The 23,922-nt window shown below is 34.7% G+C and carries 15 protein-coding genes; 4 read left to right on the forward strand and 11 right to left on the reverse strand.

Annotated elements, in window-relative coordinates:
* Nucleotides 1-258: 258 nt before the first annotated feature.
* From lpxB to surE, 3 genes are all read right to left on the reverse strand, one after another.
* Nucleotides 259-1,371 (reverse strand): lipid-A-disaccharide synthase, encoded by a 1,113-nt coding sequence (lpxB, locus tag KZH69_RS02195; RefSeq protein WP_219315826.1) that lies wholly within the window; start codon nt 1,369-1,371, stop codon nt 259-261.
* A 43-nt stretch (nt 1,372-1,414) separates the two neighbouring features.
* On the reverse strand, nt 1,415-1,678 hold the full coding sequence (locus tag KZH69_RS02200; protein ID WP_369410630.1) for a hypothetical protein: 264 nt from the start codon (nt 1,676-1,678) through the stop codon (nt 1,415-1,417).
* An 89-nt stretch (nt 1,679-1,767) separates the two neighbouring features.
* Nucleotides 1,768-2,544 carry a 5'/3'-nucleotidase SurE gene (surE, locus tag KZH69_RS02205; RefSeq protein ID WP_219315827.1) on the reverse strand — a complete coding sequence of 259 codons (777 nt, stop codon included), beginning with the start codon at nt 2,542-2,544 and terminating at the stop codon, nt 1,768-1,770.
* A 215-nt stretch (nt 2,545-2,759) separates the two neighbouring features.
* On the opposite strand from surE, the gene KZH69_RS02210 reads away from it, so the two are divergent.
* Together KZH69_RS02210 and KZH69_RS02215 are read left to right on the forward strand one after the other, a co-directional pair.
* A complete protein-coding gene (locus KZH69_RS02210; protein WP_219315828.1) occupies nt 2,760-5,006 on the forward strand; it encodes a carboxy terminal-processing peptidase in 2,247 nt (748 codons plus the stop codon).
* Nucleotides 5,007-5,304: 298 nt separating this feature from the next.
* Nucleotides 5,305-7,458 carry a carboxy terminal-processing peptidase gene (locus tag KZH69_RS02215; RefSeq protein WP_219315829.1) on the forward strand — a complete coding sequence of 718 codons (2,154 nt, stop codon included), beginning with the start codon at nt 5,305-5,307 and terminating at the stop codon, nt 7,456-7,458.
* Between the two features lie 151 nt (nt 7,459-7,609).
* On the opposite strand, the gene KZH69_RS02220 is transcribed toward KZH69_RS02215, so the two are convergent.
* The 6 genes from KZH69_RS02220 to rsgA form a co-directional block, all read right to left on the reverse strand.
* On the reverse strand, nt 7,610-8,848 hold the full coding sequence (locus KZH69_RS02220) for a TMEM143 family protein (RefSeq protein ID WP_219315830.1): 1,239 nt from the start codon (nt 8,846-8,848) through the stop codon (nt 7,610-7,612).
* Nucleotides 8,849-9,253: 405 nt separating this feature from the next.
* The gene (locus KZH69_RS02225; protein WP_219315831.1) at nt 9,254-12,721 is read right to left on the reverse strand and encodes an efflux RND transporter permease subunit; all 3,468 of its coding nucleotides are present in this window, start codon (nt 12,719-12,721) and stop codon (nt 9,254-9,256) included.
* Nucleotides 12,722-12,804: 83 nt separating this feature from the next.
* On the reverse strand, nt 12,805-13,947 hold the full coding sequence (locus KZH69_RS02230) for an efflux RND transporter periplasmic adaptor subunit (RefSeq protein WP_219315832.1): 1,143 nt from the start codon (nt 13,945-13,947) through the stop codon (nt 12,805-12,807).
* 24 nt (nt 13,948-13,971) lie between these two features.
* Nucleotides 13,972-15,309, reverse strand: coding sequence for a TolC family protein (locus KZH69_RS02235; protein WP_219315833.1), 1,338 nt, complete (start codon nt 15,307-15,309; stop codon nt 13,972-13,974).
* Nucleotides 15,309-15,905: a TetR/AcrR family transcriptional regulator gene (locus KZH69_RS02240; RefSeq protein WP_219315834.1), complete on the reverse strand. Its 597-nt coding sequence runs from the start codon at nt 15,903-15,905 to the stop codon at nt 15,309-15,311. Before KZH69_RS02240 ends, KZH69_RS02235 begins: the two co-directional genes overlap by 1 nt.
* A 478-nt stretch (nt 15,906-16,383) precedes the next feature.
* Nucleotides 16,384-17,448 carry a ribosome small subunit-dependent GTPase A gene (gene rsgA / locus KZH69_RS02245; protein ID WP_219315835.1) on the reverse strand — a complete coding sequence of 355 codons (1,065 nt, stop codon included), beginning with the start codon at nt 17,446-17,448 and terminating at the stop codon, nt 16,384-16,386.
* A gap of 469 nt (nt 17,449-17,917) precedes the next feature.
* Between rsgA and KZH69_RS02250 the strand changes: the two genes are divergently transcribed.
* Complete coding sequence (locus KZH69_RS02250; RefSeq protein ID WP_255557623.1) at nt 17,918-18,385, forward strand: ORF6N domain-containing protein; 468 nt, start codon at nt 17,918-17,920, stop codon at nt 18,383-18,385.
* Nucleotides 18,386-18,726: 341 nt separating this feature from the next.
* Nucleotides 18,727-19,485 carry a DUF2971 domain-containing protein gene (locus tag KZH69_RS02255; RefSeq protein WP_219315836.1) on the forward strand — a complete coding sequence of 253 codons (759 nt, stop codon included), beginning with the start codon at nt 18,727-18,729 and terminating at the stop codon, nt 19,483-19,485.
* A 163-nt stretch (nt 19,486-19,648) separates the two neighbouring features.
* Here KZH69_RS02255 and KZH69_RS02260 read toward each other — a convergent pair whose 3' ends face one another.
* A complete protein-coding gene (locus KZH69_RS02260) occupies nt 19,649-22,825 on the reverse strand; it encodes an efflux RND transporter permease subunit (RefSeq protein WP_219315837.1) in 3,177 nt (1,058 codons plus the stop codon).
* 29 nt (nt 22,826-22,854) lie between these two features.
* Nucleotides 22,855-23,919, reverse strand: a complete 1,065-nt coding sequence (locus KZH69_RS02265; protein ID WP_219315838.1) for an efflux RND transporter periplasmic adaptor subunit — start codon at nt 23,917-23,919, stop codon at nt 22,855-22,857.
* Between the last annotated feature and the right edge of the window lie 3 nt (nt 23,920-23,922).

Genomic DNA, 23,922 nt, shown 5'->3' on the forward strand with positions numbered 1-23,922 from the left:
ATTTTGTAAGAAATGTGCTGTTTTGTAAATATTACAAGTTGCTATTTTTTGATCGTGTTACGTACAAGGATTACTTCACTATGCTTTTTTTTATAGACTTCAATGAATTTAATTTGTATCAAGCTACCCTAGTAGGCTGATAGCCTTATCAAATAAAGGAAAAGGCCCGACTAAGCGGTTTGCAAAGTTGGGCCTTTTTTTTATAGGACTACGCCACACGAGTTTTTTAGCGAACAGGCGAAGCAGACTATGTTTAAATTATTTTAGGGCACCAACAATTAATTGTGCTGTTTTTTTACTGGCTCCTATTCCGCCGAGTTTTTCTTCTAGTAAATCGTAGTTTTCAAGAAGTGTTTTGCGGTAATTGGGTTCCAGAACTTTGGTTAATTCTTCTCGAATGCGTTTGGTTGAGCAATCGTCTTGAATTAATTCGGTTACGACTTCTCTGTCCATGATTAGGTTTACGAGTGAAATGTATTTTAAAGTGATGATGCGTTTGGCAATTTGGTAGGAAGCCCAACTGCCTTTGTAGCAAACGACTTCGGGAACTTTGAAAAGCGCCGTTTCTAGTGTTGCGGTTCCTGAGGTCACCAATGCTGCGGTCGAATTGCGCAATAAAGCATAAGTTTTGTTCGAAATGAATTTTATGTTTTCGCCAGATATGAATTGTTGGTAAAATGATAATTCCTGACTTGGTGCTCCCGCAATTACAAATTGATAATTGGGAAAATCGTTAACAACGCTTAGCATTACGGATAACATTTTGCTGATTTCCTGTTTTCGACTTCCTGGCAAAATAGCAATAATTGGTTTTTCGGACAGATGATTTTCTGCTCTAAAAGTATCAGCATCAACACCCGATTGATTGTGAATGGCATCGATTAATGGATGGCCTACAAATTCAACTGGGAAGTTATGTTTGACTTCATAGAAATCTTTTTCGAAAGGTAAAATCACGTACATTTTATCAATGTCGTGTTTGATGGCTGTGATTCGGTTTTCTTTCCAAGCCCATATTTGTGGAGAAATATAGTAATGATTTTTGTAGCCGGTTTGTTTGGCCCATTTGGCAATTCGCATATTAAAACCTGGATAATCAATATAAATGATGATGTCTGGATTGAATTGCGTAATGTCGTTTTTGCAAATTTTAATATTATTTAAAATAGTTTTTAGGTTGAATGCTACCTCAATAAATCCCATAAAAGCTAACTGACGATAGTGTTTCACCAAAGTACCGCCTACATTTTGCATTAAATCACCACCCCAAAAACGGATGTCAGCCTTTGGATCTTCTTCATAGATTGCTTTCATTAAATTGGATCCGTGTAAATCTCCTGAAGCTTCTCCTGCAATAATATAGTATTTCATTTGTATGATTTTTTTGGTGAACAAATATAGTATTTATTCTTTTTTAAAGGAACAAAGTGACTATAGTGAGCATTATGACTGCCAAAACGACACCTCTTGCCATAAGTTCTTTATTCATTTTTAGTAAAACACCAAAGATGATTAAATCAAGTATGGAACCTAGGGCGACTATTTTTCCTAGGTGGCCTTCGCTTTTCATGGATTGAATCCCAGTTATAAACTCGGAATGGACAACAAGAGTAATGTAGAGAAACATTCCCAATAGAGAAGCCAAGATTCCTATTACGAATCCGAAGAGTAAGTCCATTTTATTCATATATTGATAATATTTGTTTTTATTAGAGCATGGTATCGACATCCTTTCAGAATTTATTTATGTTTTGGAATCATGTCGATTTAATTCCAATCTCTTTTGGTTAAGTTTTGTATGGCGTGGTGCGCAGTTAGGTCAAATTGTACTGGGACTATAGAAATAAATCCATTTAGCAAGGCCCATTCATCAGTGTCTTCGCCTTTATCCTGGTTCACAAATTCTCCAGTAAGCCAATAATAATCTTTGCCTTGTGGGGTTTTTCGCTTGTCAAATTTTTCCATCCAAAGTGCATTCGCTTGACGACAAATTTTGATTCCTTTAATTTCTTTTTCCTTTAATTTTGGGAAATTAACATTCAAAATAACGCCTTCTGGAAGTTTATTGTTTAAAACTTCGAGGGTAATGGTTTTGATGTAGGATTTGATTTGTTCGAAATCGGCATTCCAATCGTAGTCTAATAAAGAAAAACCAATAGCTTGAATGCCTTCGATTCCTGCTTCTACAGCAGCACTCATCGTCCCGGAATAAATCACATTTATAGAGGAGTTGGATCCATGATTAATACCCGATACGCAAAGATCCGGTTTTCGTTTCAGAATTTCATTTACAGCAATTTTAACGCAATCAACAGGTGTCCCAGAGCAACTGTATTCTTGAATTGTATCCTTTTCTTTTGAGATTTTATTAAGATGTAAGGTATTGTTTATGGTGATGGCGTGACCCATAGCACTTTGAGGTTTGTCTGGCGCGACAATAACAACATCTCCTAATGTGGCCATTACTTCAATTAAAGCTCTTATTCCCGGAGCAGAAACTCCATCGTCATTTGTAATTAGTATTAAAGGCCTTTCATTTTTCATTTGATAACTGTTAAAAAAAAAGAATTGTTGTTAATTTTTGTCTTCGTAAACAAATGTACTAACACAAAATCTTATATTGCGAACAAATAAAAAATATTTTTTTTGAGTTTTTTTTTAAAACTCAAAAAAAGACTATTTACTACCTTTAACAAAAAATTATGTAGCATACTAGGGGGCTGGCATAGTTTTTAATGTAACTTAGTTAAAAAAAATTGATGAATTCTATTATTAGCTTTATGAAAAGAAATTATAAAATACTCATAGCTGTGGTATGCCTTTCGGTGACCTTATTTGCCTTTAATATTAATTCAAAGAAATCAGTCGATCCAGAAAGAGATAAACTGCTTTTGGAGTTGTTGACATTTGTAATTGAAAAGGGACATTATAATCCTGCAGTTATCGATGATAATTTTTCGAAAGGGGTTTACAAAGATTATATTGCTGCACTAGATCCGTCTAAGCGTTTTTTCCTGCAGTCTGATATTAGTGAGTTTTCCAAATTTGAATTGGAATTAGACGATCAATTGATTAATAAGGATTTAACGTTTTTTAACCTTACCTATGATCGTTTGATGCTTCGTATGGAAGAGAGCAAAAAAATATTTAAAGACATTTTAAGCAAACCCTTTGACTATAGTGTTGATGAAGATTTTAATGTTGATTATGATAAAGCTCCATATGCTAAAAATACTGCTGAACTGAAAGAAAGATGGAGAAAGCAAATAAAGTTGTCTACATTGTCATCTTTTACAGATAAGAAAAAAAACGAAGAAGATAGAAAAGAAGGAAAACAAGTTGTGTTTTCTGGTTCTTCGTCTGCTATTGATAAACAAAAATTAGAGGAGGACAAAAAGATAAATGATTCTCAATATGTTATGAAATCTGATGAAGTCCTAGAAAAAGAAACAAGAGAAAGCTCTTTGAATTCATTGAATGAATCCTTTGGATTTATGAATGAACTAAAGAGAGACGATTGGTTTACATTATATATTAATTCTATCATGTCTCGTTTTGATCCTCACACTACTTATTTTGCTCCAGAAGAAAAAGAAAGATTTGACGTGAGTATGAGTGGTAAATTGGAAGGTATTGGAGCTAGGTTGCAAAAGAAAAATGATTATACCGAAATTTCAGAATTAATATCAGGTGGGCCAGCTTGGAGAGGAAAGCAATTGGAAGCAGGTGATTTAGTGATGAAAGTAGCTCAAGGTAATGGTGTTCCTGTAGATGTTGTAGGGATGCGTTTGGATGATGTAGTTAAAAAAATTAAGGGACCTAAGGGTTCTGAAGTTCGTCTTACCGTTAAAAAAGTTGATGGAACTATTCAAGTTATTTCCATAATAAGAGATATTGTAGAAATAGAAGAAACATATGCTAAATCTAGCGTTGTAGATAAAAATGGTTTGAAGTATGGTGTTATTTATTTGCCTAAATTCTATATCGATTTTGAAAATAAAGATGGAAGAGACGCAGGTAAAGATATTGCACTAGAGGTTGATCGTTTGAAAAAAGCGGGTGTGAAAGGTATTGCTCTAGATGTACGTGATGATGGAGGAGGTTCTTTGTCAACGGTAGTGGATATTGCTGGTTTGTTTATAGAACAAGGTCCAATTGTTCAAATAAAATCAGCGGGTAAGAAAAAAGAAATTTTGTACGATACCGATAAAAAAATCGAATGGGATGGTCCATTGGTTATTATGGTTAATGAATTTTCTGCTTCTGCTTCAGAGATTTTGGCAGCTGCAATCCAAGATTATAAAAGAGGAATTATTATTGGAAGCAAACAAACCTATGGAAAAGGAACAGTTCAAAATGTGATTGACTTAAATCAATTTGTTCGTAACAGTTCTGCAGGAGATTTAGGAGCATTGAAAACCACCACTCAGAAATTTTATAGAATTAATGGTGGTTCCACTCAATTAGAAGGAGTAAGTAGTGATGTCGTAATGCCGGATCGTTATGCTTATTTAAAAATGGGAGAACGAGATGAAGAGAATGCAATGCCATGGGATAAAATTGATCCAGCGCCTTATACCGTTTGGAATAATACTTCAAAATTTGATCAAGCGATTATCAATAGTAAAAAGAGAATTGAAAATAATATTCAATTTAAATTGATTGAAGAAAATGCTAAATGGATTGATAGTAGAAGTGCCGAAAACAACTATAGCTTAAATATTGATAAATTCAAAATAGCACAAAAGCAAATTGAAGAGACCGCTAAAAAGTTTAAGCCAATTTTAGATTATAAAAACAGTTTGAAATTCACTTCATTGCCATATGAATTAGATGGTATGAGCAAAGATCCCGTTTTAAAAGAAAAGAGAGAAAGATGGCATGAAAGTTTGGCTAAAGACATTTATGTTGAAGAAGCTTTGAATGTGTTGGATGATTTACAAACAAAATCAATTGTAAAAACTAGCCTTCCAGGTGATAAAAAAGGGAAGTTAGTTAAGTCATAAAATTTTTCTTTATTTTTAAACAATAATAAACGAACGCTTCAATATATTTTGAAGCGTTTTTTATTGGTATTAATTGTTAAATAATGGGGTAAACAGTTTTCTATCAATTGATTTGTTTAAGTTGATAAAACTAATTTATATCTTTAGAAAGTATTATGTGGAAACTTTATGGCGATATAGATTTTAATGTGTTTTAAACCTATATATTAGCCTTATACAAGTAAAAAATCAGTAAATAAGAATTGGACAGCAACTGTACAAATGGCGATCAGGGAAATTAAAAATAATATATCTACTTATGAAAAATAATTATAGAATACTCATAGCGGTAGGATGTCTTTCAGTTACTTTATTTGCCTTTACAGCTAATTCAAAAAAAGCAGTGGATCCAGATAGAGATAAATTGTTATTGGAATTATTAACATTTGTAATAGAGAAAGGACATTATAACCCAGCAGTTATAGATAATAATTTTTCAAAAGGAGTTTACAAAGATTATATAGCTGCTTTGGATCCTTCGAAACGTTTTTTTTTGCAGTCAGATATCAATGAATTTTCAAAATTTGAATTGGAATTAGATGATCAACTAACTAATAAAGATTTGACTTTCTTTAATCTTACTTACGATCGATTGATGCTTCGTATGGAAGAAAGCAGTAAAATATACAAAGACATATTAAACACCCCTTTTGATTATAGAATTGAAGAAGATTTTAATGTAGATTATGATAAAGCTTCGTTTGCCAAAAACACAGCAGAGTTAAAAGAAAAATGGAGAAAACAAATAAAGCTAACTACTCTTTCATCACTTACTGATAAGCAAAAATTAGAAGTAGAAAAAAGAATAAAAAATCCAGTCTACGTTATGAAATCGGACGTAGTATTGGAAAAAGAAACAAGAGATAGCTCATTAGAATCATTGAATGACTCTTTTGGATTTATGTATGATTTAAAAAGAGACGATTGGTTTACATTGTATATCAATTCTATTATGTCTCAATTTGACCCGCATACATCTTACTTTGCACCCGAAGAGAAAGAACGTTTTGATACCAGTATGAGTGGTAAATTTGAGGGTATTGGTGCGCAATTACAAAAGAAAAACGATTACATAGAGATTTCAGAACTTATATCCGGAGGCCCGGCTTGGAGAGGAAAGCAATTAGAAAAAGGAGACTTAATTATGAAAGTGGCTCAGTCAAATGGTGTTGCTGTAGATATAGTTGGGATGCGTTTGACCGAAGTTATCAAAAAAATAAAAGGACCAAAAGGCTCTGAAGTTCGCCTTACGGTAAAAAAAACAGACGGAACTATACAAGTCATTTCTATCATAAGAGATATTATTGAGATCGAAGAAACGTATGTAAAGTCAAGTGTTGTTGAGAAAAATGGTTTGAAATACGGAATTATTTATTTGCCAAAATTTTATATTGATTTTGAAAATAAAGACAGAAGAGATGCAGGAAAAGATGTTGCTTTAGAAGTAGATCGTTTGAAACAATCAGGTGTTAATGGTATTGTTTTAGATGTTCGCGATGATGGCGGAGGGTCTTTGTCTACAGTTGTTAATATTGCAGGTTTGTTTATTGAAGAAGGACCAATAGTTCAAATAAAAACAGCAAGTAAGAAAAAAGAAATTTTGTATGATACCGATAAGGAGATAAAATGGGATGGTCCATTGGTAATCATGGTAAATGAATTTTCAGCATCGGCTTCAGAGATTTTGGCGGCAGCTATACAGGATTATAAAAGAGGTATAATAGTCGGCAGTAAGCAAACTTACGGTAAAGGAACGGTTCAAAGAGTAATTGACTTGAATCAATATGCAAAGAATAGTGTATTCGGGGATTTTGGGGCTTTGAAAACAACTATTCAAAAGTTTTATCGAATTACTGGAGGTTCTACTCAGCTTGATGGTGTAAGTAGCGATATCATTATGCCAGATCGCTATGCCTATTTAAAGATGGGAGAACGTGATGAAGCACATGCATTGCCTTGGGATAAAATTGATCCAACTGCTTATACAGTTTGGAATAATACTTCTAAATTTGAGCAAGCGATTATTAACAGTAAAAAGAGAATTGAAAAAGACATTTATTTTCAACTGATTGAAGAGAATGCTAAGTGGATTGATAGCAGAAGTGGCGAAAATAACTATAGTTTAAATATAGATAAATTTAAAGGAGCCCAAAATCAAATTGAAGAAACGAGTAAAAAGTTCAAACCAATTGTTGATTATAAAAATAATTTAATATTTACTTCATTGCCTTATGAATTAGAAGGGATGACTAAGGATCTGATTTTAAAAGAAAAGAGAGAAAGATGGCATGAAAATTTATCAAAAGATATTTATGTTGAAGAAGCTTTAAATGTATTGGATGATTTGCAGCCAAAATCAATTGTAAAAACCATTATTCCTATAGATAAGAAAGGTAAGTTAGTTAAAAGGTAAAAGAACTGTTCCTGTCTCTGACCCTGAAAAATAGATAGAGATTAATAAAAACCAAAATGATAGTGTTTCAACTTATAGAGTTAGTGAAATACGATCTTTTTGGTTTTCAATATCAATACTAAATTAGGTACTCGTCTTTTTGAATAAGTTGCTAATTCGTAGCAAATTGATTGTAGTCAAACACGCCATCCCATAGTTCGTCTATTTTAATGAGTGCCTTATCCAAAGGAATAACTTCCCATTTGCCATTGGTCTCTGAGCCAAGACCTGTATTTTTTAATTTTATCAGCGCCTCTTTTACATCAAAATCAAGGTCGGTATTGTGCTTTTTTTTGAACCAAGATTCAATTTGATGATCAAGTTCTGCTTCTGTTAACGGGGTTTTGCTTTGGCTTAAAAAAGAGTAAGCCAAGATGGTTTCTTTAAGTACTTCTTCTTCCGAAGAGTTCAACAAAGAATAAAAAGCGCCACTATTATTTCCCAAATTCTTAAAATAAAGGCTGTCCGAAAGCATTTTCGAATATTTGATCTTCTTGTTTACAAAGTTATTGTACTGACGAAACAAGTAGGCACCCAAAAATCCAAGGGCAATTAAACCTTGATTTAACGACGTTTTACTGTTTAGCAAATCGATTGTTTCGCCAGATTCAACAGCTGATTGCATTTTAATCAGTGCCGGAATTACTTTGGCACTCAATAGTGAAATACCACCCACAAGACCTGGTACCCACAATAATAATTTGTCGGTTAGCGACATTTTAGGAATCGCATTTGGGAATATAGTTTCAAGATCGTTTTTTGGAACGCGTTTGAAGATTTTTAATACGATAGTGCCCGGCTCAATTGGCCTTTTGTCTTTAGGAGTCTTCTTTTTTTTATAGTAATTGGCATCATGATATTTGAGATAAATCATTACACGATCATAGTATTCGACCTCAATTTTTTTCTTCCAAAAAAAGAATTTGCTGATTTTTTCGGTCGTGGTATGTTGACCTCTTACATATATTTCATAATCATCATACGTTTCCAAGTCAATGGCTAATTTTAAACCAATCAAATCAGAGTATTTAAACGCTTTGTCTAATGTTTCTTGATTGACCCGACTATAATTACTTAGTTCGAGAACTTTAAGTAAGGTTTCTTTGAAAAGGGAAAAGTTGCTTTTGTCTCTAAAAGTTGCTCTTTCTTTTGGATTTAAATCAGGGTCAAAAAAAGCGTAGTTCTGTTTGATATTACGAATTAGGTTAAAAGCTTCGTTATGGTAATAATGTTCAATGATATCGAATAACTTTTTGAAATCTTCAACTTTCTTTTCATCTCCAGAGAATTCCGCCAGTTGTTGTTCGAGCAAGAATTCCTTATCAAATGGGATGTAATGTTCTCGTTTCATAATAAAATTGGGACCTTTAACTTTAATGAAATGTTCTTTTTAAAAGTTTGGCAAAGGTAAAGCACAAAAAGGGAAATCTTTTGTTTTTGAATATCAATTCTTTTTTTGTTTTAATTTTTTTTGACACAAACGATTTCTAAATTATGAGATTCTAAAGGCTCTTGATTTCCTGATGCCCGCGTAAAGGATAGGAGTAAGCTACCGAAGTAGAACGGATTCCCGATAGCTATCGGGAGACTGCATTAGGGAAAGGGGCCAAATAAACGCAAAGTAGGGAAGGCCTCTTTTCCCTAATGGGGTTACGCCCAAATCATTTTAATATCAAAGTTCTTTGAAACCAAAAAACCACTCCATTCTAATAGTTAGAAAGGAGTGGTTTTTTATATTTTTGAGTTGGATTCGGATTTATTCTTCCGTTACGATTCTTCTGTTTTTTCGGTCTCTTAACCAATATTTAGTTCTTTTCACCAAATAGAACATTACGGGTACCATTACCAAGGTTAAAACCGTTGCATAGGTCAATCCGAATATGATGGTCCAGGCCAATGGACCCCAGAAAACAACATTGTCTCCACCCATGAAGATGTGCGGATTTAAGTCGGTTATCAAAGAGAAGAAGTCAAAATTCAATCCAATGGCCAGCGGAATCAATCCCAATACCGCCGTCAAAGCGGTTAACAATACTGGACGCAATCTGGATTTTCCAGACTCGATGATTACTTCTTTGATCTCCTCAATGGTTAGATCATCATGACTTTCTAAATGCTTATCTGCTACTTTTTTGTCCAATAATAAAACGAAGAAGTCCATTAATACGATTCCGTTTTTCACCACAATACCCGCCAGCGATATGATTCCCATCATGGTCATCAGTATTACGAAATCCATGTTGGCAATGACGTATCCGTAAAACACTCCACTGAAACTCAGGATTACTGTAAATAGGATTACCATAGTTTTGGATACCGAATTGAATTGCAAGACAATAATAATGGTAATTCCTGCCAAGGCTAAAAATAAGGCATACAATAAGAAACTTTGGTTTTTGCCTTGTTCTTCCTGTACTCCCGAGAAGGAATAGGTAATTGTTTTAGGTAATTGATATCCTTTTAAATCGGCTGCGATTTGTTTGGTGATTTCATCGGCATTGTAACCGGTCAAGACGTTGGAGTAAACCGTCATGATGCGTTTTTGATTCTTTCTCTTGATTTGATTGTAAGTGCTGGTTTTCTGTGTTTCGGAAACAGCAGAAATAGGCACTTGCATCATTTGCCCATTGTTCTGGTTTCGGAACGTCAAGGACTGATTGAATAATATGTTTTCGTTTTTGCGTTGGTCGTCTTGCATACGCATGGTGATGTTGTAATCGTCATCGCCTTCTTTGTAGGTCGAGATTTCTTGTCCATAAACGGAACGACGCAAATTGAATCCCAATTGTCCTGTCGAAACACCCAAACTTCCCGCACTTACACGATCGACTTTTACTTCCAATTCCGGACTTTCTTTATTGACATCAATGCTCAATCTTTCGATTCCGGGAATGTTTTTGGCATTGATAAACGTAATCATCTTATCTGCTTCTTTCAGCATTTCGTCATAATCGATTCCTGTCAGCTGAATGCTGATTGGATAACCTGCAGGTGGCCCATTGGCGTCTTTTTCTACCGTTACTGTGGCACCGGCAATTCCTTTTACTTTTCCTCGAATTTCTTCCAAGATATCGGAGGTGTTGATGCCTCTTCTAAATTTAAATTCCGAGAAATTCACCGTCACTTTCCCTTTGAAAGGAGTTTCAGAAGCCGATCCCGCATCTACGTTTGGATTCCCTGCACCAACACCCACTTGTGAAACGATTGATTCGGCTAAGAAATTTTTGTTTGTTTTTGGATCTACGTATTTGTTTAAAATAGAAATCACCTGTTTTTCTACAAATAGGGTAGCCTTATTGGTTTTTTCGATATCGGTTCCTTGTGGGTATTCAATATAAGCGATTACCTGATTGGGGATATTATCTGGAAAAAACAATACTTTTCTAGGGAATATTCCCAAGAGGATGAATGAGAAAAACAACAGACCGATAATTCCAACCAAAGCATACCAAGCTCTTCTTTTGGTTAAAATTTTGGCTAAAAAGCTTTTGTATTTGTCTTCCATTCTTGGGAAAAAACTGTGTTGGAAATCTTGTGTCCATTGGTACAGTTTTAACTTGTACAACCACATTAATCCTAATGAAATGATGGCCAAGTGACCAATGGCTTTTGCGAATTTGGAATCATAAATATTTCCGAGAAGCACAAAAATAACCGCAATTATGGTAAAAATGATTGAATACATTTTTGCTGATTTTTTGGTCACATTTTTGTCTTCAATTTCCATCGATCCCCCCGTCATAGCCGCATTGACAACCATCGCGACAAATAAGGAAGCCGATAATGTAACGGTTAATGTCATTGGGAAATATTTCATGAATTTACCCATTGTTCCAGGCCACAAGGCGAAAGGCAAGAATGCCATTAAAGTGGTAGCGGTTGAGGCAATTACAGGCCAAGCGATTTCGCCAATTCCTATTTTGGAAGCCTGAACACGAGGCATTCCTTTTTTCATATTGGCAAATACATTGTCGACCACCACAATTCCATCGTCCACCAACATTCCCAGTCCCATAACCAATCCGAAAAGCACCATTGTATTCAAGGTCAATCCGAATGCCGAAAGAATACTAAACGCCATCAACATCGATAATGGAATAGCCGCTCCCACAAACAAAGAATTTCTAAGTCCCATAGTAAACATCAAAACGATCATTACCAACACAATCCCGAAGATGATGTGATTCGACAATTCATCTACTTGGTGTTCTACACGTGAAGATTGATCGTTCGTCAATTCAATTTTTAAATTGGATGGTAAATACGATACTTTGGCTTCTTCTATTTTTTCTTTTACCTGTTCGATTGCCGAAATCATGTTTTGATTCGAACGTTTCTTTACGTTCAACATCACAACTTCAGATCCTTTCTCACGGGCATAGGTTGTTTTTTCTTTTTCTTTGAAACTAACCACAGCAATGTCTTTCAAGTAAACGGTTCCTCCATTGTGTTTTACAATGATATTTTCCAATTCTTTCGGGTCTTTGATTTCCCCTACAATTCGGATGTTGTTTCTGGAACCTTGTGAAATTAAATTTCCTCCCGAAAGCGTCATATTTTCATATTTCACGGCATTTTGAATGTCATCAAAAGAAACTTGGGCTGCCGTCATTTTGAATATGTCAACGGCAATTTCCACTTCTTTATCATCAACACCCAGAATATCCACTTTTTTCACTTCGGGGATTTCCTCAATATCGTCTTGAAGCAATTCTCCGTATTTTTTAAGTTGTTGAGTCGTGTAATTCCCTTGTAAATTGATGTTCAGAATGGGCACTTCCTCCGAAATGTTCAATTCGAATACGCTTGGTTCCACTTTACTGCCATTGTCAAGATTAGGCCAGTCGGTATCTGCTTTTACGATATCAACTTTGTCCTTAATCTTGGTTTTAGCATCCAGAATGGTAACTTTATCTTCAAACTCAACGATAATCATCCCATAATCTTGGAAAGAACTGGACGTTATTTTATCCACGCCACTAATGTTCTTGATTTCCTTTTCAAGAGGTTTGATGATTAATTTCTCTACATCTTCAGCTGAGTTTCCTGGGAAAACGGATGAAATGTAAACCTTGTTTTCTATAATTTCCGGAAAATCCTCTCGAGGCATCGTAACGTAGGCAATAACTCCCGTGATTACAATCAATAAAGTCAAGATATATACTGTAACTCGATTTTCGACAGCCCAACTTGATATTCCGAATTCTTTACTTTGGTGTGACATATTTTTAAAAGTTTATTGTTTATTGTTGATGGTTGATAGTTCGTGGATTACCATAAACTTTCAACCCTCAACCATCAACTTTTTTAGAAGTTAAGTTTCATCCCATCGGAAATGGTGTTCATCCCTTCGGTAACTATTATGGCATCAGTGTCTAAACCGCTCAAAATCTCGGTTACATTATCCGAAGATTGCCCGGTTTTAACAATCACTTTTTTGGCAATGCCCGTTTTTCCATTCGAGTTGGCCACTGTGTATACAAAACTGTTTTTCTGAGAATCTTGTTGAATCACATTCGTAGGAACAACCACAGCATTTTTGCTCACGTAATCAATCACTTTTAGTTTTGCGACTTGGTTCGGGCGCAATAAATTTTCTGGATTGGGAACGCTAACTTCGATTCCGAAACTTCTGTTGTTAGGATTGATGAAGTTCCCTATTTGACGCACTTTTCCTTTGTAGGTTTTGCCTAATGAAGTTAAGTAAACATCTACTTCAGTACCAATTTTTAATTTACCAATATACGTTTCAGGAATAGACGTAGAAACATACATATTCCCTAAATTCACAATACGCATTAATCCTTGCGGACTTGCAGAAACTACTTCGCCTTTTTCTACGAAAACTTCGTCAATAGTTCCAGAGAACGGTGCTCTGATTACTGTTTTTGCTATTTGTGCTTTGATTTGTGCCACTCCTTTTTGAGCCGAAATCATTTGTGTTTGTGCTTGAAGATATTGTATTTCAGATCCAATTTTTTGACTCCATAGGTTTTTTTGACGTTCAAAAGTAGTTTTGGCAAGCGCATATTGATTTTCGGCACTAGCTAGTTGTTGGCTCATACCACCATCATCGGTGCGCCCTAAAACTTGTCCTTTGCTTACTTTTTGCCCTGCTTTTACATTTAATTCGACTAAATTTCCTGGAAATTCAGGTTGAACTAATACATTTTCATTGGTGTTGATGCTTCCTTGTACTTCAAGATAGTGATTGAATAGGGTGTCTTTCAATTTCACAGCGGTAACCAATGCTTCTACTTCCTTGTTTACATCCAATGTTGCTAACGCTTCATCAATTTGTGTGAGTTGTAATTGCAGTTCTGCTTTTTTTGCAGTTATCGCTTTTACATCTTTGGATGCAATAATGCTGTCAATCGATTGATTTTTTTCAGATGAATTACAGGCAATCAGCACAATGGAAAGGATGGTTAGGATAATTATTTTTTTCATAATTTGGCTATTTAATAGGAGTCGTTATTTAGTGATGATTTTTTCTAAGCTGGCTTTTTTGTTTACGATGTTAACCATCGTTTGCAAGTATTTTTGTTGAGCGGTGTATAATTGACGTTGCGCATCATTAAAATCAAAACTGGTTGAAAGTCCTTCGGTGAATTTAATTTGTTGTTTTCTCTCGATCCTTTCGGCCAGATTCAAATTACTTTTGGCAGTTTCATAATCGGCGATGCTGTATTCATATTCGCTTTTTGCTGTAGCGTATTGCAATTTCAATTTTTGTTCGGTTTCACTTAACTGTGTTTTGGCTTGGTCTAAAGCAATTTTGGCTTGTTGTGTTCTAGAACTTCTCGCCAAACTGCTAAATATGGGGACATTTAAGCTTACTCCAACATTAGAGTAATTGAACCAGTTTTGATTTTGTGTAAAAAATTGAAATTCATCTTTGAAAGCGGTGTATCCAAAATTGACATTAGCCGATAAAGAGGGCAATGCTTTACTTCTTTCAAGTTTGTATTCTAATGTTCTTTGTTCTTCAAAATTGGTGGCTATTTTATAAGTGATATTACTGTTTACATCAAATTCCGATTTTGAAAAAGCAAGATCCATGTTCTGGATGGTCAAATTGTCCAAATTGTCGGTTAAAGTGATTTCATCATTGATGTCGATCCCCAAATTAATTTTCAACATTTTATAGGTAATATCCAATAAACGCTTGTTATAATTTAAAGTGCTTTCAAGTGAAGCAAGAGTGATTTCCAATTGTTCAACGCTTTCTTCTTCGATTAAACCATTTTTGTAAATGGCTTTAGTATCGTTTAATGTTTTTTGTAGGGAAGCAATGTTTTTTTCTAAGATGGCAATATTTTCTTTGGCCAATAAAACATTACCATAGGAGTTGACAACCATTTCTTTGATGTCAATATCGGTTCTTTGTTTAGCGTTTTCGTAATATTTCAAATAGGTTTTCGAAGCCTGAAGTGCTACAATATAGGAACCGTCAAAAATAAGTTGGCTCAAAGTGGAATGGGCCACCATATTGTATTTGGTTCCAAAAGCCACTTCGGCATAAGTTCCGGGTTCACCACCAAAAAATTCTGCTGGAACAACCGATTTTTGTAAAACAAAATTATCTGTAAAATCTACTCCAGCATTAATTTGGGGTAACCCCATAGCGGTAGTTTCCCATTTTTTTTCTCTGGCGGCTTCGATATCACGTCCTGAATTGATAGCTGAATAATTGTTTTCTAGCGCATGGTCAATAGCTTGCTGCAATGAAAAGGAGTAACGCTTAGCAGAGTCTTGTGCATTGACGCTCAAAGCCAAAAGTGTTAGGGTTAGAATGAATATATTCTTCATTATATATTGGTTTTAAGTAATTGTTTTTCAAGCTCGGCTATTCCTTTTGGAGTGGCCATTGCTCTGGTATGGTATTCCAATGCCTGTAATTCTAGCTTTGTTGATTCTCTTTCGGAAATAGTGTTCTCTTTGATACTAAAAATTAACGAGTAGTAAAATTTGACATAAACATCAATATCGAGATCATTTCGGTATAAATCTTGTTCAATTCCTTTTTCGATATTTTGTTTAAAACACATATTGCATTCGTTCAATTCTCTATTCATTACTTTTTGATAAATCTCGGGATAATGTTTTTTTAATTGGTATAAGGGAGAAGTGTCTGTGGCCTGAAACATTTCCTTAAACATTTTTCGAATCTCAAAATTCTCTTCAATCGCATTGTAATTTTTGGCAACAATAGTATTTATAACTTCATGAACGGTTTTATGGACCAATTCAGTGCTTTCTTCAATCAGGATTTCTTTATTGCAAAAGTACTTGTAAATGGTTTTTTTCGAAATGCACATTTCGCAGGCGATATCATCCATAGTGACACTTTTAAAACCAAGTTTTAAAAATAAATCACTTGCTTTGGATATGATTTTATCTTTCATTTTTATTGTAACGTATTGTTAGTTAATTTGTTGCTGTAGGTGTAAATAGTAAATGTCTAATTTCAAATCATTCCCTTATTGTTTTTTATGACAAGTAAATTCATAATTAGGAATCGGTTTAACTCCAACAATCTACTGTTTTATATTCGGTTGCTTGTTTTTGTAATAATTTTGTAGTGCAAATATAGCAAGGAAACGTTAAAAACAAAATGAGTTTCCTTAGTCTTTTTTTTAGATTGTATTTATAATTAAGTAATTAGCTTTTTAAAGCGTAGTATATTGCATTTAACTCCGAAAAAAAAATAACTTCCAAATTATTGAAAGCTCTTTTTCTATTGTTTCTGAAAAAACATTTCAACCCTATGCTTCGGATTAAAATCAACCTCGCTTCGTTCTTTGTGATCGGGAACCATTTCTTTTTGCTTTAGAAAGCACTTGATTGCGCGGTTTTATGGTTTAAATCCACGCAACCAAGACATTATTTTTTTCTATTGATGTTCTTTTTGTAGTTTTTTACCATTTTCCCAAAAGCCTTGTCTTTTTTTCGCTTTTCTTCAATGGTTGATTCAAAATGTTTTTTTTCGCTTTCTATTTTTAAATAATTTTCGTACGAATCTTTTTCTAGTTCTCCATTCTTGATTGCTTCAAGAATGGCGCAGCCTTTTTCGATAGTGTGTGTGCAATCTTTGAATTTGCAATTATTAGAAAGTTGGACAATCCTATCAAAAGTAGTTTCAAGTCCGCGTTCCGTATCTGCAATACCAATTTCTCTCATCCCTGGGGTATCAATTAAGATTCCGCCATTTTCAAGAACTATTAATTGTCTATGACTTGTAACGTGTTTTCCTTTGTTTGTACTTTGGCTTATTTCATCGGTTCTCATTAAAGATTTTCCCGAAAGATTATTTAAGAGTGTCGATTTTCCAACGCCAGAAGATCCAAGCATGCAATATGTTTTTCCTTGCTCAATGCATGAATTTATTCTTTCGTATCCATTCTTTGTTATATTACTGATTGGAATAATGGGTGTGTTTTTAATTCTTGTTTTAATCCTGTCCAAAATTTCATTGATTCGGTGCTCATCAATTAAATCTGTTTTGGTAAGTACAATTATCGAATTGATATTAGATGAATTGCATATTGTTAAGTATCTTTCAAGTCGATTGATGTTGAAGTTGTTATCAACAGCTTGTATTATAAAAGCATAATTAATATTTGTTGCAATAATTTGAACCTCTCCAAATTGACCAACAGCTTGACGTTTAATTATTGAGAACCTCGGGAGTATATTGTGTATTATTGCAAAATCAAAATCGTTTGTAGTTAGTGCTACCCAATCGCCTACTGCTGGGAAATCTTCGCGACTTTTTGCAGTGAAACGGATATTTCCAGTTATCTCAGCTTGAAATTCTCCCTTTATTGTTTGGACAGTATATCGTTCTCTATGCTCAGAAGTAACGCGACCTATTTCTAAATTGTTCAAGTCGTGTTCAATTCTGAACTTTTCAAGAGTATCATTATATCTTAAATCCTCTAACTTCATTTTGATATACGATTGAAATAGTTTTTTTAAATTCTCACAGGAGTCTTTTAGCTTGATTATTAGTGTTCTACCACTAAATTAAGCTTATTTTTGGATTAATCAAATTCTCATAAATACAAAAGCAACTTTTATTAAGACAATTATCCGTTCTCTGAAGGGGTTTTTTGTAAGCGCTCCGCAAATGTTTCATAATCATGAAAACCCATCCGAAGCTCGTATCAGGGCATCGTTTTTTCTTCAGATGCCTTATTTTTTTGGGCGGAGCATAAAAATTCGTAAAATGAACAGGATTTACACTTTGTAGGTTTGTGACTATTATTTTTTATATTTGGGAAAAATACTATAAATAGGTATTCAGGGTAAAAATTGGGAGACTTTGCCACAGCCTGGAATTACTTTTACAAACGAAATATAAAATAGGAGCAATGAGATTATCATTCCAGACGAAATTATCAGCAGTAAAATTTATTTGATAAGAGAACAAAAAGTGATGCTAGACAAGGATTTGGCAGAGCTTTACGCAGTAGAAACCAAACAACTCAAAAGACAGGTTCGTAGAAATATGGAACGATTCCCTGAAGATTTTATGTTTGAACTTAGTCCGCAGGAGTTTGAAATCTTGAGGAGCCAATTTGGCACCTCAAACTGGGGAGGCACAAGATATATGCCAATGGCATTTACAGAACAAGGCGTGGCGATGTTATCGGCTGTATTAAACAGTCCGATAGCTATAAAAGTAAGTATTCAAATCATTCGGGTATTTACCAAAGTAAGAGAAATGCTTACTGATAGTTTGGGAGTGAAATTGGAAATCGAAGAAATTAAAAAGAAACTCACCAATCACGGTAAAAATATAGAACTGGTATTTAGCTATCTCGATGAATTGATTGATAAAAAAGACAATACAGAACCAAGAAAAAAAATAGGTTACAAATAGAAATCAAGGAGCTGAAAATGTTCCTTTTTTTATGTTCAAAAATTAAGTTTCAAAAGAAGCATTAAGGTAAACAAACAGCAGCAGAGACGGAAGCTCGTATCAGGGCATTGTTTTTTCTTTGGATGTTCTATTTTGTTGGGCGGAGCGTAAAAAAGGTTGAAATGAACAAAATTTACACTTTGTAGGTTTGTAACTATTATTTTCTATATTTGGGAAAAAGGTATAAAGAAGCATTCGTCACACAAAGAAACCCGAATTAGGATCGACTGTAGTGATTTTGCCACACACACATAAATAAGTTATGCAAAATGCTTCCAAACAACAACTGAAGTTTACGATTTATGAATTTCGAAAAACCAAAAATCATTTATAAATATTGCTCATTAAATGTGGCAGAATCCATAATAAAAACTAATACAATAAAGTTCTCAGATCCTGCCAGTTTTAATGATCCTTTTGATTGCGATGTTGACTTATTAGAATTCAAACTCCCGAACAAATTGGACGAACACACAATTTATGAACTAGAGACAATTAAAGGAATGTTTCAAAATTATCCTGGATTTGATGATTTGATTAAAGAAGAAGGTTTTATTGAAGAAATGTATCGAAAAGCACAAATTGAAAAAGTAAAAGGTGCAAGAGTATCTTGTTTTTCCTTAATTGAAAATAATATTTTAATGTGGTCACATTATGCTGACAAACATAAAGGAATTTGTTTAGAGTTTGACAGCGATTTAACATCGCATGGATTCACAAATTTGGCTGAAGAAGATATTACCGAAGGCGAAGTTGGATATACAGAATATGAAAAAACAAACTATTTAAGCTCAAACAGGATTTTCGCAGTTTATAAAATGTTTTTATGTAAATCTAATGCTTGGAGTTATGAAAAAGAATTCAGGTTAATTACGTTAAATAAAAAGCCAGAATTACAGGAGTTTAAAAAATCATTTTTAAAATCAGTATATTTCGGTTTGAACATGACGCCTTCGGAGATTGCGAAGTTCATTTCATTATGTTCAGAATGCAATTATGAAACGCTGATGTTTTTCAAAGCAGAAAAAATAAATTCGTCTATTGAGTTTAAACAACTGTAGTAGCACTTCGCATAACAGCTGCTATTGCGGCTTTGGGGAATTAGTTTAATGGAAAGTTGGTTTTGTATTTAGAATACATACCTGTCTCTTTCAAAAAAAACACATAAAAAAAGGGCTTTCAAACATCTTGAAAGCCCTTTTTTGAATTAGTAAGCAACCTATTTTAAACTGTATGCTTCGGATTGAAACCATCCTCGCTTAGTTCTTTGTGGTCATAATCGGCAATCATTTCTGCTTCATAATCCACTTTTTCTCCTTTAGATAATTTGGCTTTGATTTTCTCCATGATTTCATAAATCACAGGAACAATAATCAAGGTTAGGAATAATGATGAAATCAATCCACCAATAATTACCCAAGCCAAACCATTTTTCCATTCGGCACCAGCTCCAGAAGCCAATGCAATAGGGAACATACCGAAAACCATCGCAATTGTCGTCATCAAAATAGGACGCAAACGAGCGTGATTCGCCTGAATCAATGCTCTTCTGATAGATTCTCCTGCGGCTCTTCGTTGGTTGGTGTAATCCACAAGCATAATCGCATTTTTACACACCAGACCAATCAACATAATGATACCCAAAATGGTAAATATATTCAAAGTATTATTCGTCAAGGCCAAAGCCAGCATCGCTCCAATAAACGAAAGTGGAATAGCAAACAATACCACAAACGGGTGCATAAAACTATCATACAAACCAACCATTACAAGGTAAACCAAGACAATAGCGGCCAATAAAGCGATTCCTAAAGTACCAAAACCTTCGCTTTGATTTTCTTGGTCTCCACCCCAAATGTAATTTACTCCAACTGGTTTCTTCAATTTGTCAAGTTTGGCTTGCCATTGTGTTACAATTGTTCCTGTTGGAACCCCAACGTTTTGACCTTGCACCGTTACCGAAGCTGATTTGTCACGACGCTCCAATTGGCTAGGTCCTGAACCTTCCTTAATAGCTGCAAATTGAGACAATTTAATTTGTTGACCCGCATTGTTGATGAAAATTAGATTACTAACGTCAGTAATATTTTTTCTGTCAAAAGCATTGTATTTAATATTGATGTCATACTCGTATTCACCGGCTCTAAACTTTCCATCAGTGTTACCGCTATAAGCAGTTTGCATCGTCATACCCACTGTTTGAAGTGTTAGTCCTAATGCAGCCATTTTATCACGATCCACCTGTACATTGATTTCAGGATTTCCATCTTCAACGGTCAATTTGATTTCGGTTGTTCCCGGAATGGTGCGCAATTCAGCTTCGGCTAATTTGGCGAAAGCCATAGCAGCTTCAGTAGAAGGACCTGTTACGATCAATCCAAGTTTTGCATTTTCGGCAGTACCTAAGATACCAACCGGAACTGTTTTTACTTTGGCTCCAACCAATACTTTCTCCAATTTACGTTTGATTTTTGCAGCATATACTGAAGCATCATCAGAACGTTCTGCTTGGTCAATCATTTTTACGTCAATCTCCGCTTTGTAGGCAGTAGCTTGGGAAGCACCCATACCTTCACTGGTTTGTCCTACAGTCGTAATCTGGCTATGAACATACTCTTGGTTTTTCAAGAATGCTTCTGCTTTTTGAGTCATAAAGTTGGTCTGTTCCAAAGAAGCGTCTTTTGGCATTTCAATTTGAACTAAGAACTCCCCACTATCTGATGAGGCAAAGAATTCTCCACCAATAAAACCACCACCCATTAATCCGATAGTTGATCCGAAAAATAAGACTAGTACAACAGCAATTGTTTTGAAATAATGATCCAAACACCAGTTTAATAATTCGGTAACCCAGTTTGTAAAACGAGTTAATAAACTTTCGAATCCAAGTATAGATTTTCCGAACAAGTTTTTCCCTTCAATATGTTCCAATTTTCCAAAACGAGAAGACAACCACGGAATAATAGTAAACGAAGCCAACAATGAAAATAAGGTTGAAATAATTACCGTAACACAAAATTGCGTAATAATATTCGATACCAATCCAGAACTCATTGCTATTGGTAAAAACACCACCACAATTACTAAGGTAATAGAAGTTACAGTTCCACCGATTTCGGCAGTACCGTCAAAGGCGGCACGAACACGGCTTTTACCCATTTCCATGTGCCTGTAGATGTTTTCAAGAACCACAATCGCATCATCGACCAGAATACCAACTACCAACGATAGTCCTAATAAACTCATCAAGTTTAGCGTATATCCCATTAGGTAAATCCCAATAAAGGTGGCAATTAACGAAACAGGAATCGAAACCATTACAATCAATGAGTTTCTAACACTGTGCAAGAAGAACAACATTACAAATGCAACCAATACTACCGCAATCATTAAATCGTGAATTACAGAATCTGCAGCTTCTAGGGTATAAATTGTACTGTCTTTGGCAATTGCCAGCTTTAAATCTTTGCCTTTATAATCGCTTTCTAATTTATTAATACTTTTGTGCAATAGTTCACTTACCGCAACGGCATTCGCATCTGATTGTTTAATTACCTGTAAAATAATAGCGCTTTTTTGATCGACACGAGATATTTTCTCGGCAATTTTTTGAGCGTCTTGTACATCGGCAATGTCTCTCAAACGAATTTCAATTCCGCCTTTCGAAGAAACAACCAAGTTTCTTAGTTCTTCAACATTCTTGTATTTTCCGGCAAGACGAATTAATATTTTTTGGTTACGCGTTTGAATGTTTCCGGTTGGGAAATCCAAGTTCGAAGTCAGAATAACTTGTTGTACCTGCGGAACCGAAAGTCCGTAACCTTGCATTTTTACGGCGTCAAGATTCACTTGAATCTCTCTTTCCTGACCACCAATAATGTTTACCTGTGCAACACCGGTTACACGGGATAAAACGGGAGCGATTTTTTTATCGATCAAATCATAAAAAGCAGCTTCGTCCATTTTTCCGTTGGCACCAATAGTCATAATCGGTAAATCGCTCAAAGAGAATTTAGATAATGACGGTGTTTTGGCATCATCGGGTAAATCACTTATCAAAGCATTGATTTTTCGCTGTGCGTCATTCATCGAAATGTCCACTTTTGCTTGTGTTGTTAATGTAACCGTAACTACAGACAAACTTTCGTATGATTTGGAATCAATTTTTTTGATGTTTTCCAAAGAGGCGATTCCGTCCTCAATTTTTTTGGTAACCGTATTCTCGACCTCACTTGGAGAAGCTCCAGGATAAACAGTCGAAATGGTAATTACGTTTTGTTCGAATTTAGGAATCAATTCATAGCCCAATTGGCTATAGCTGAACAGTCCGCCAAGGGTAAGAATCGTAAACAATACAATTATCAACGACGGACGTTTTATGGATATTTCTGCTAATTTCATATGTTTTTATTGTTGACTATTAAAATCAATTATTTAATAATTTCTACTGTATTACCGTCTTGCAAGTTAATTTGCCCTGTAACAATTACAGTTTCTCCATCAGATAATCCGTCAACTATTTCTACTTGTTCTCCTATAATTCTTCCAGAGGTTACTTTTTTCAATTTAGCGATACCGTTTTCTACAACAAAAACCTCATTACTGCTCACACTTCCTACGAAAGCATTTCTAGGAACTACTTTTAATTGTTGTTTTTGTTTAGAACCAAAATTGGCAGTTCCGTACATTCCCGCTTTTAAGCTTTTATCAGCGTTGTTTTCGATTTCAAGTTCCACTGGGAAATTCAAACTTTCATCAGCTTTGGCAGCAATAAAAGTGATTTTACCTGCAAATGTTTTATCAGGAAATACACTTGAAGTAACATTAATAGTGTTTCCTAATTTTAAACTGGCTACTTGACTTTCGTTTACGGTAACTTTTAATTTCAATTTAGAAACATTCACAATGTCAAACATTGCTGTAGCTGGCATTCCTGCTAAAATAGAACCTGGCTCAATGTATTTTTTATTGATGAAACCTTTAATTGGTGCTTTTACTTTGGTATCTCCAACGTTGATGTTTGCTTGCTTCAAGTTGTTTCCGGCATTGGTCAAAGCCAATTTTGCCTGATCCAGTTGTTGTTTGGTAACACCACCTGATTTATAGGCATTTTCATAACGGTCATAATCCGATTTTGCATTGTCATAAGTTGCTTTTGCCGTTTGGGCATTTACGTTTATAACGTCGCTTCTAACGATTACCAATGTTTGTCCAACATTTACATAATCACCTTCTTTTACCAAAACACTGATTACTTTACCTGATTTTTCAGCAGAGAAAGTCAATTCTTGAATTGGTTCAAAACTTCCGTTGGCTAAGAAATCCAATGAAACATCTTCGGTTTTTACCTGTGCAGTTTTTACGGATACAGCTGCATTTTTTTCGGCAACAATATCAGTTTTAGCTTTGTTCTCCGCTTTATTCTTATTTAAAGTAAAAGCAATAAGTCCTAATGCTCCTAAAATTACGGCTATGGTTATTATATTCTTTTTCATCTT

This window comes from Flavobacterium taihuense, from assembly GCF_019351435.1.
In the GTDB taxonomy this organism is placed as follows: domain Bacteria; phylum Bacteroidota; class Bacteroidia; order Flavobacteriales; family Flavobacteriaceae; genus Flavobacterium; species Flavobacterium taihuense.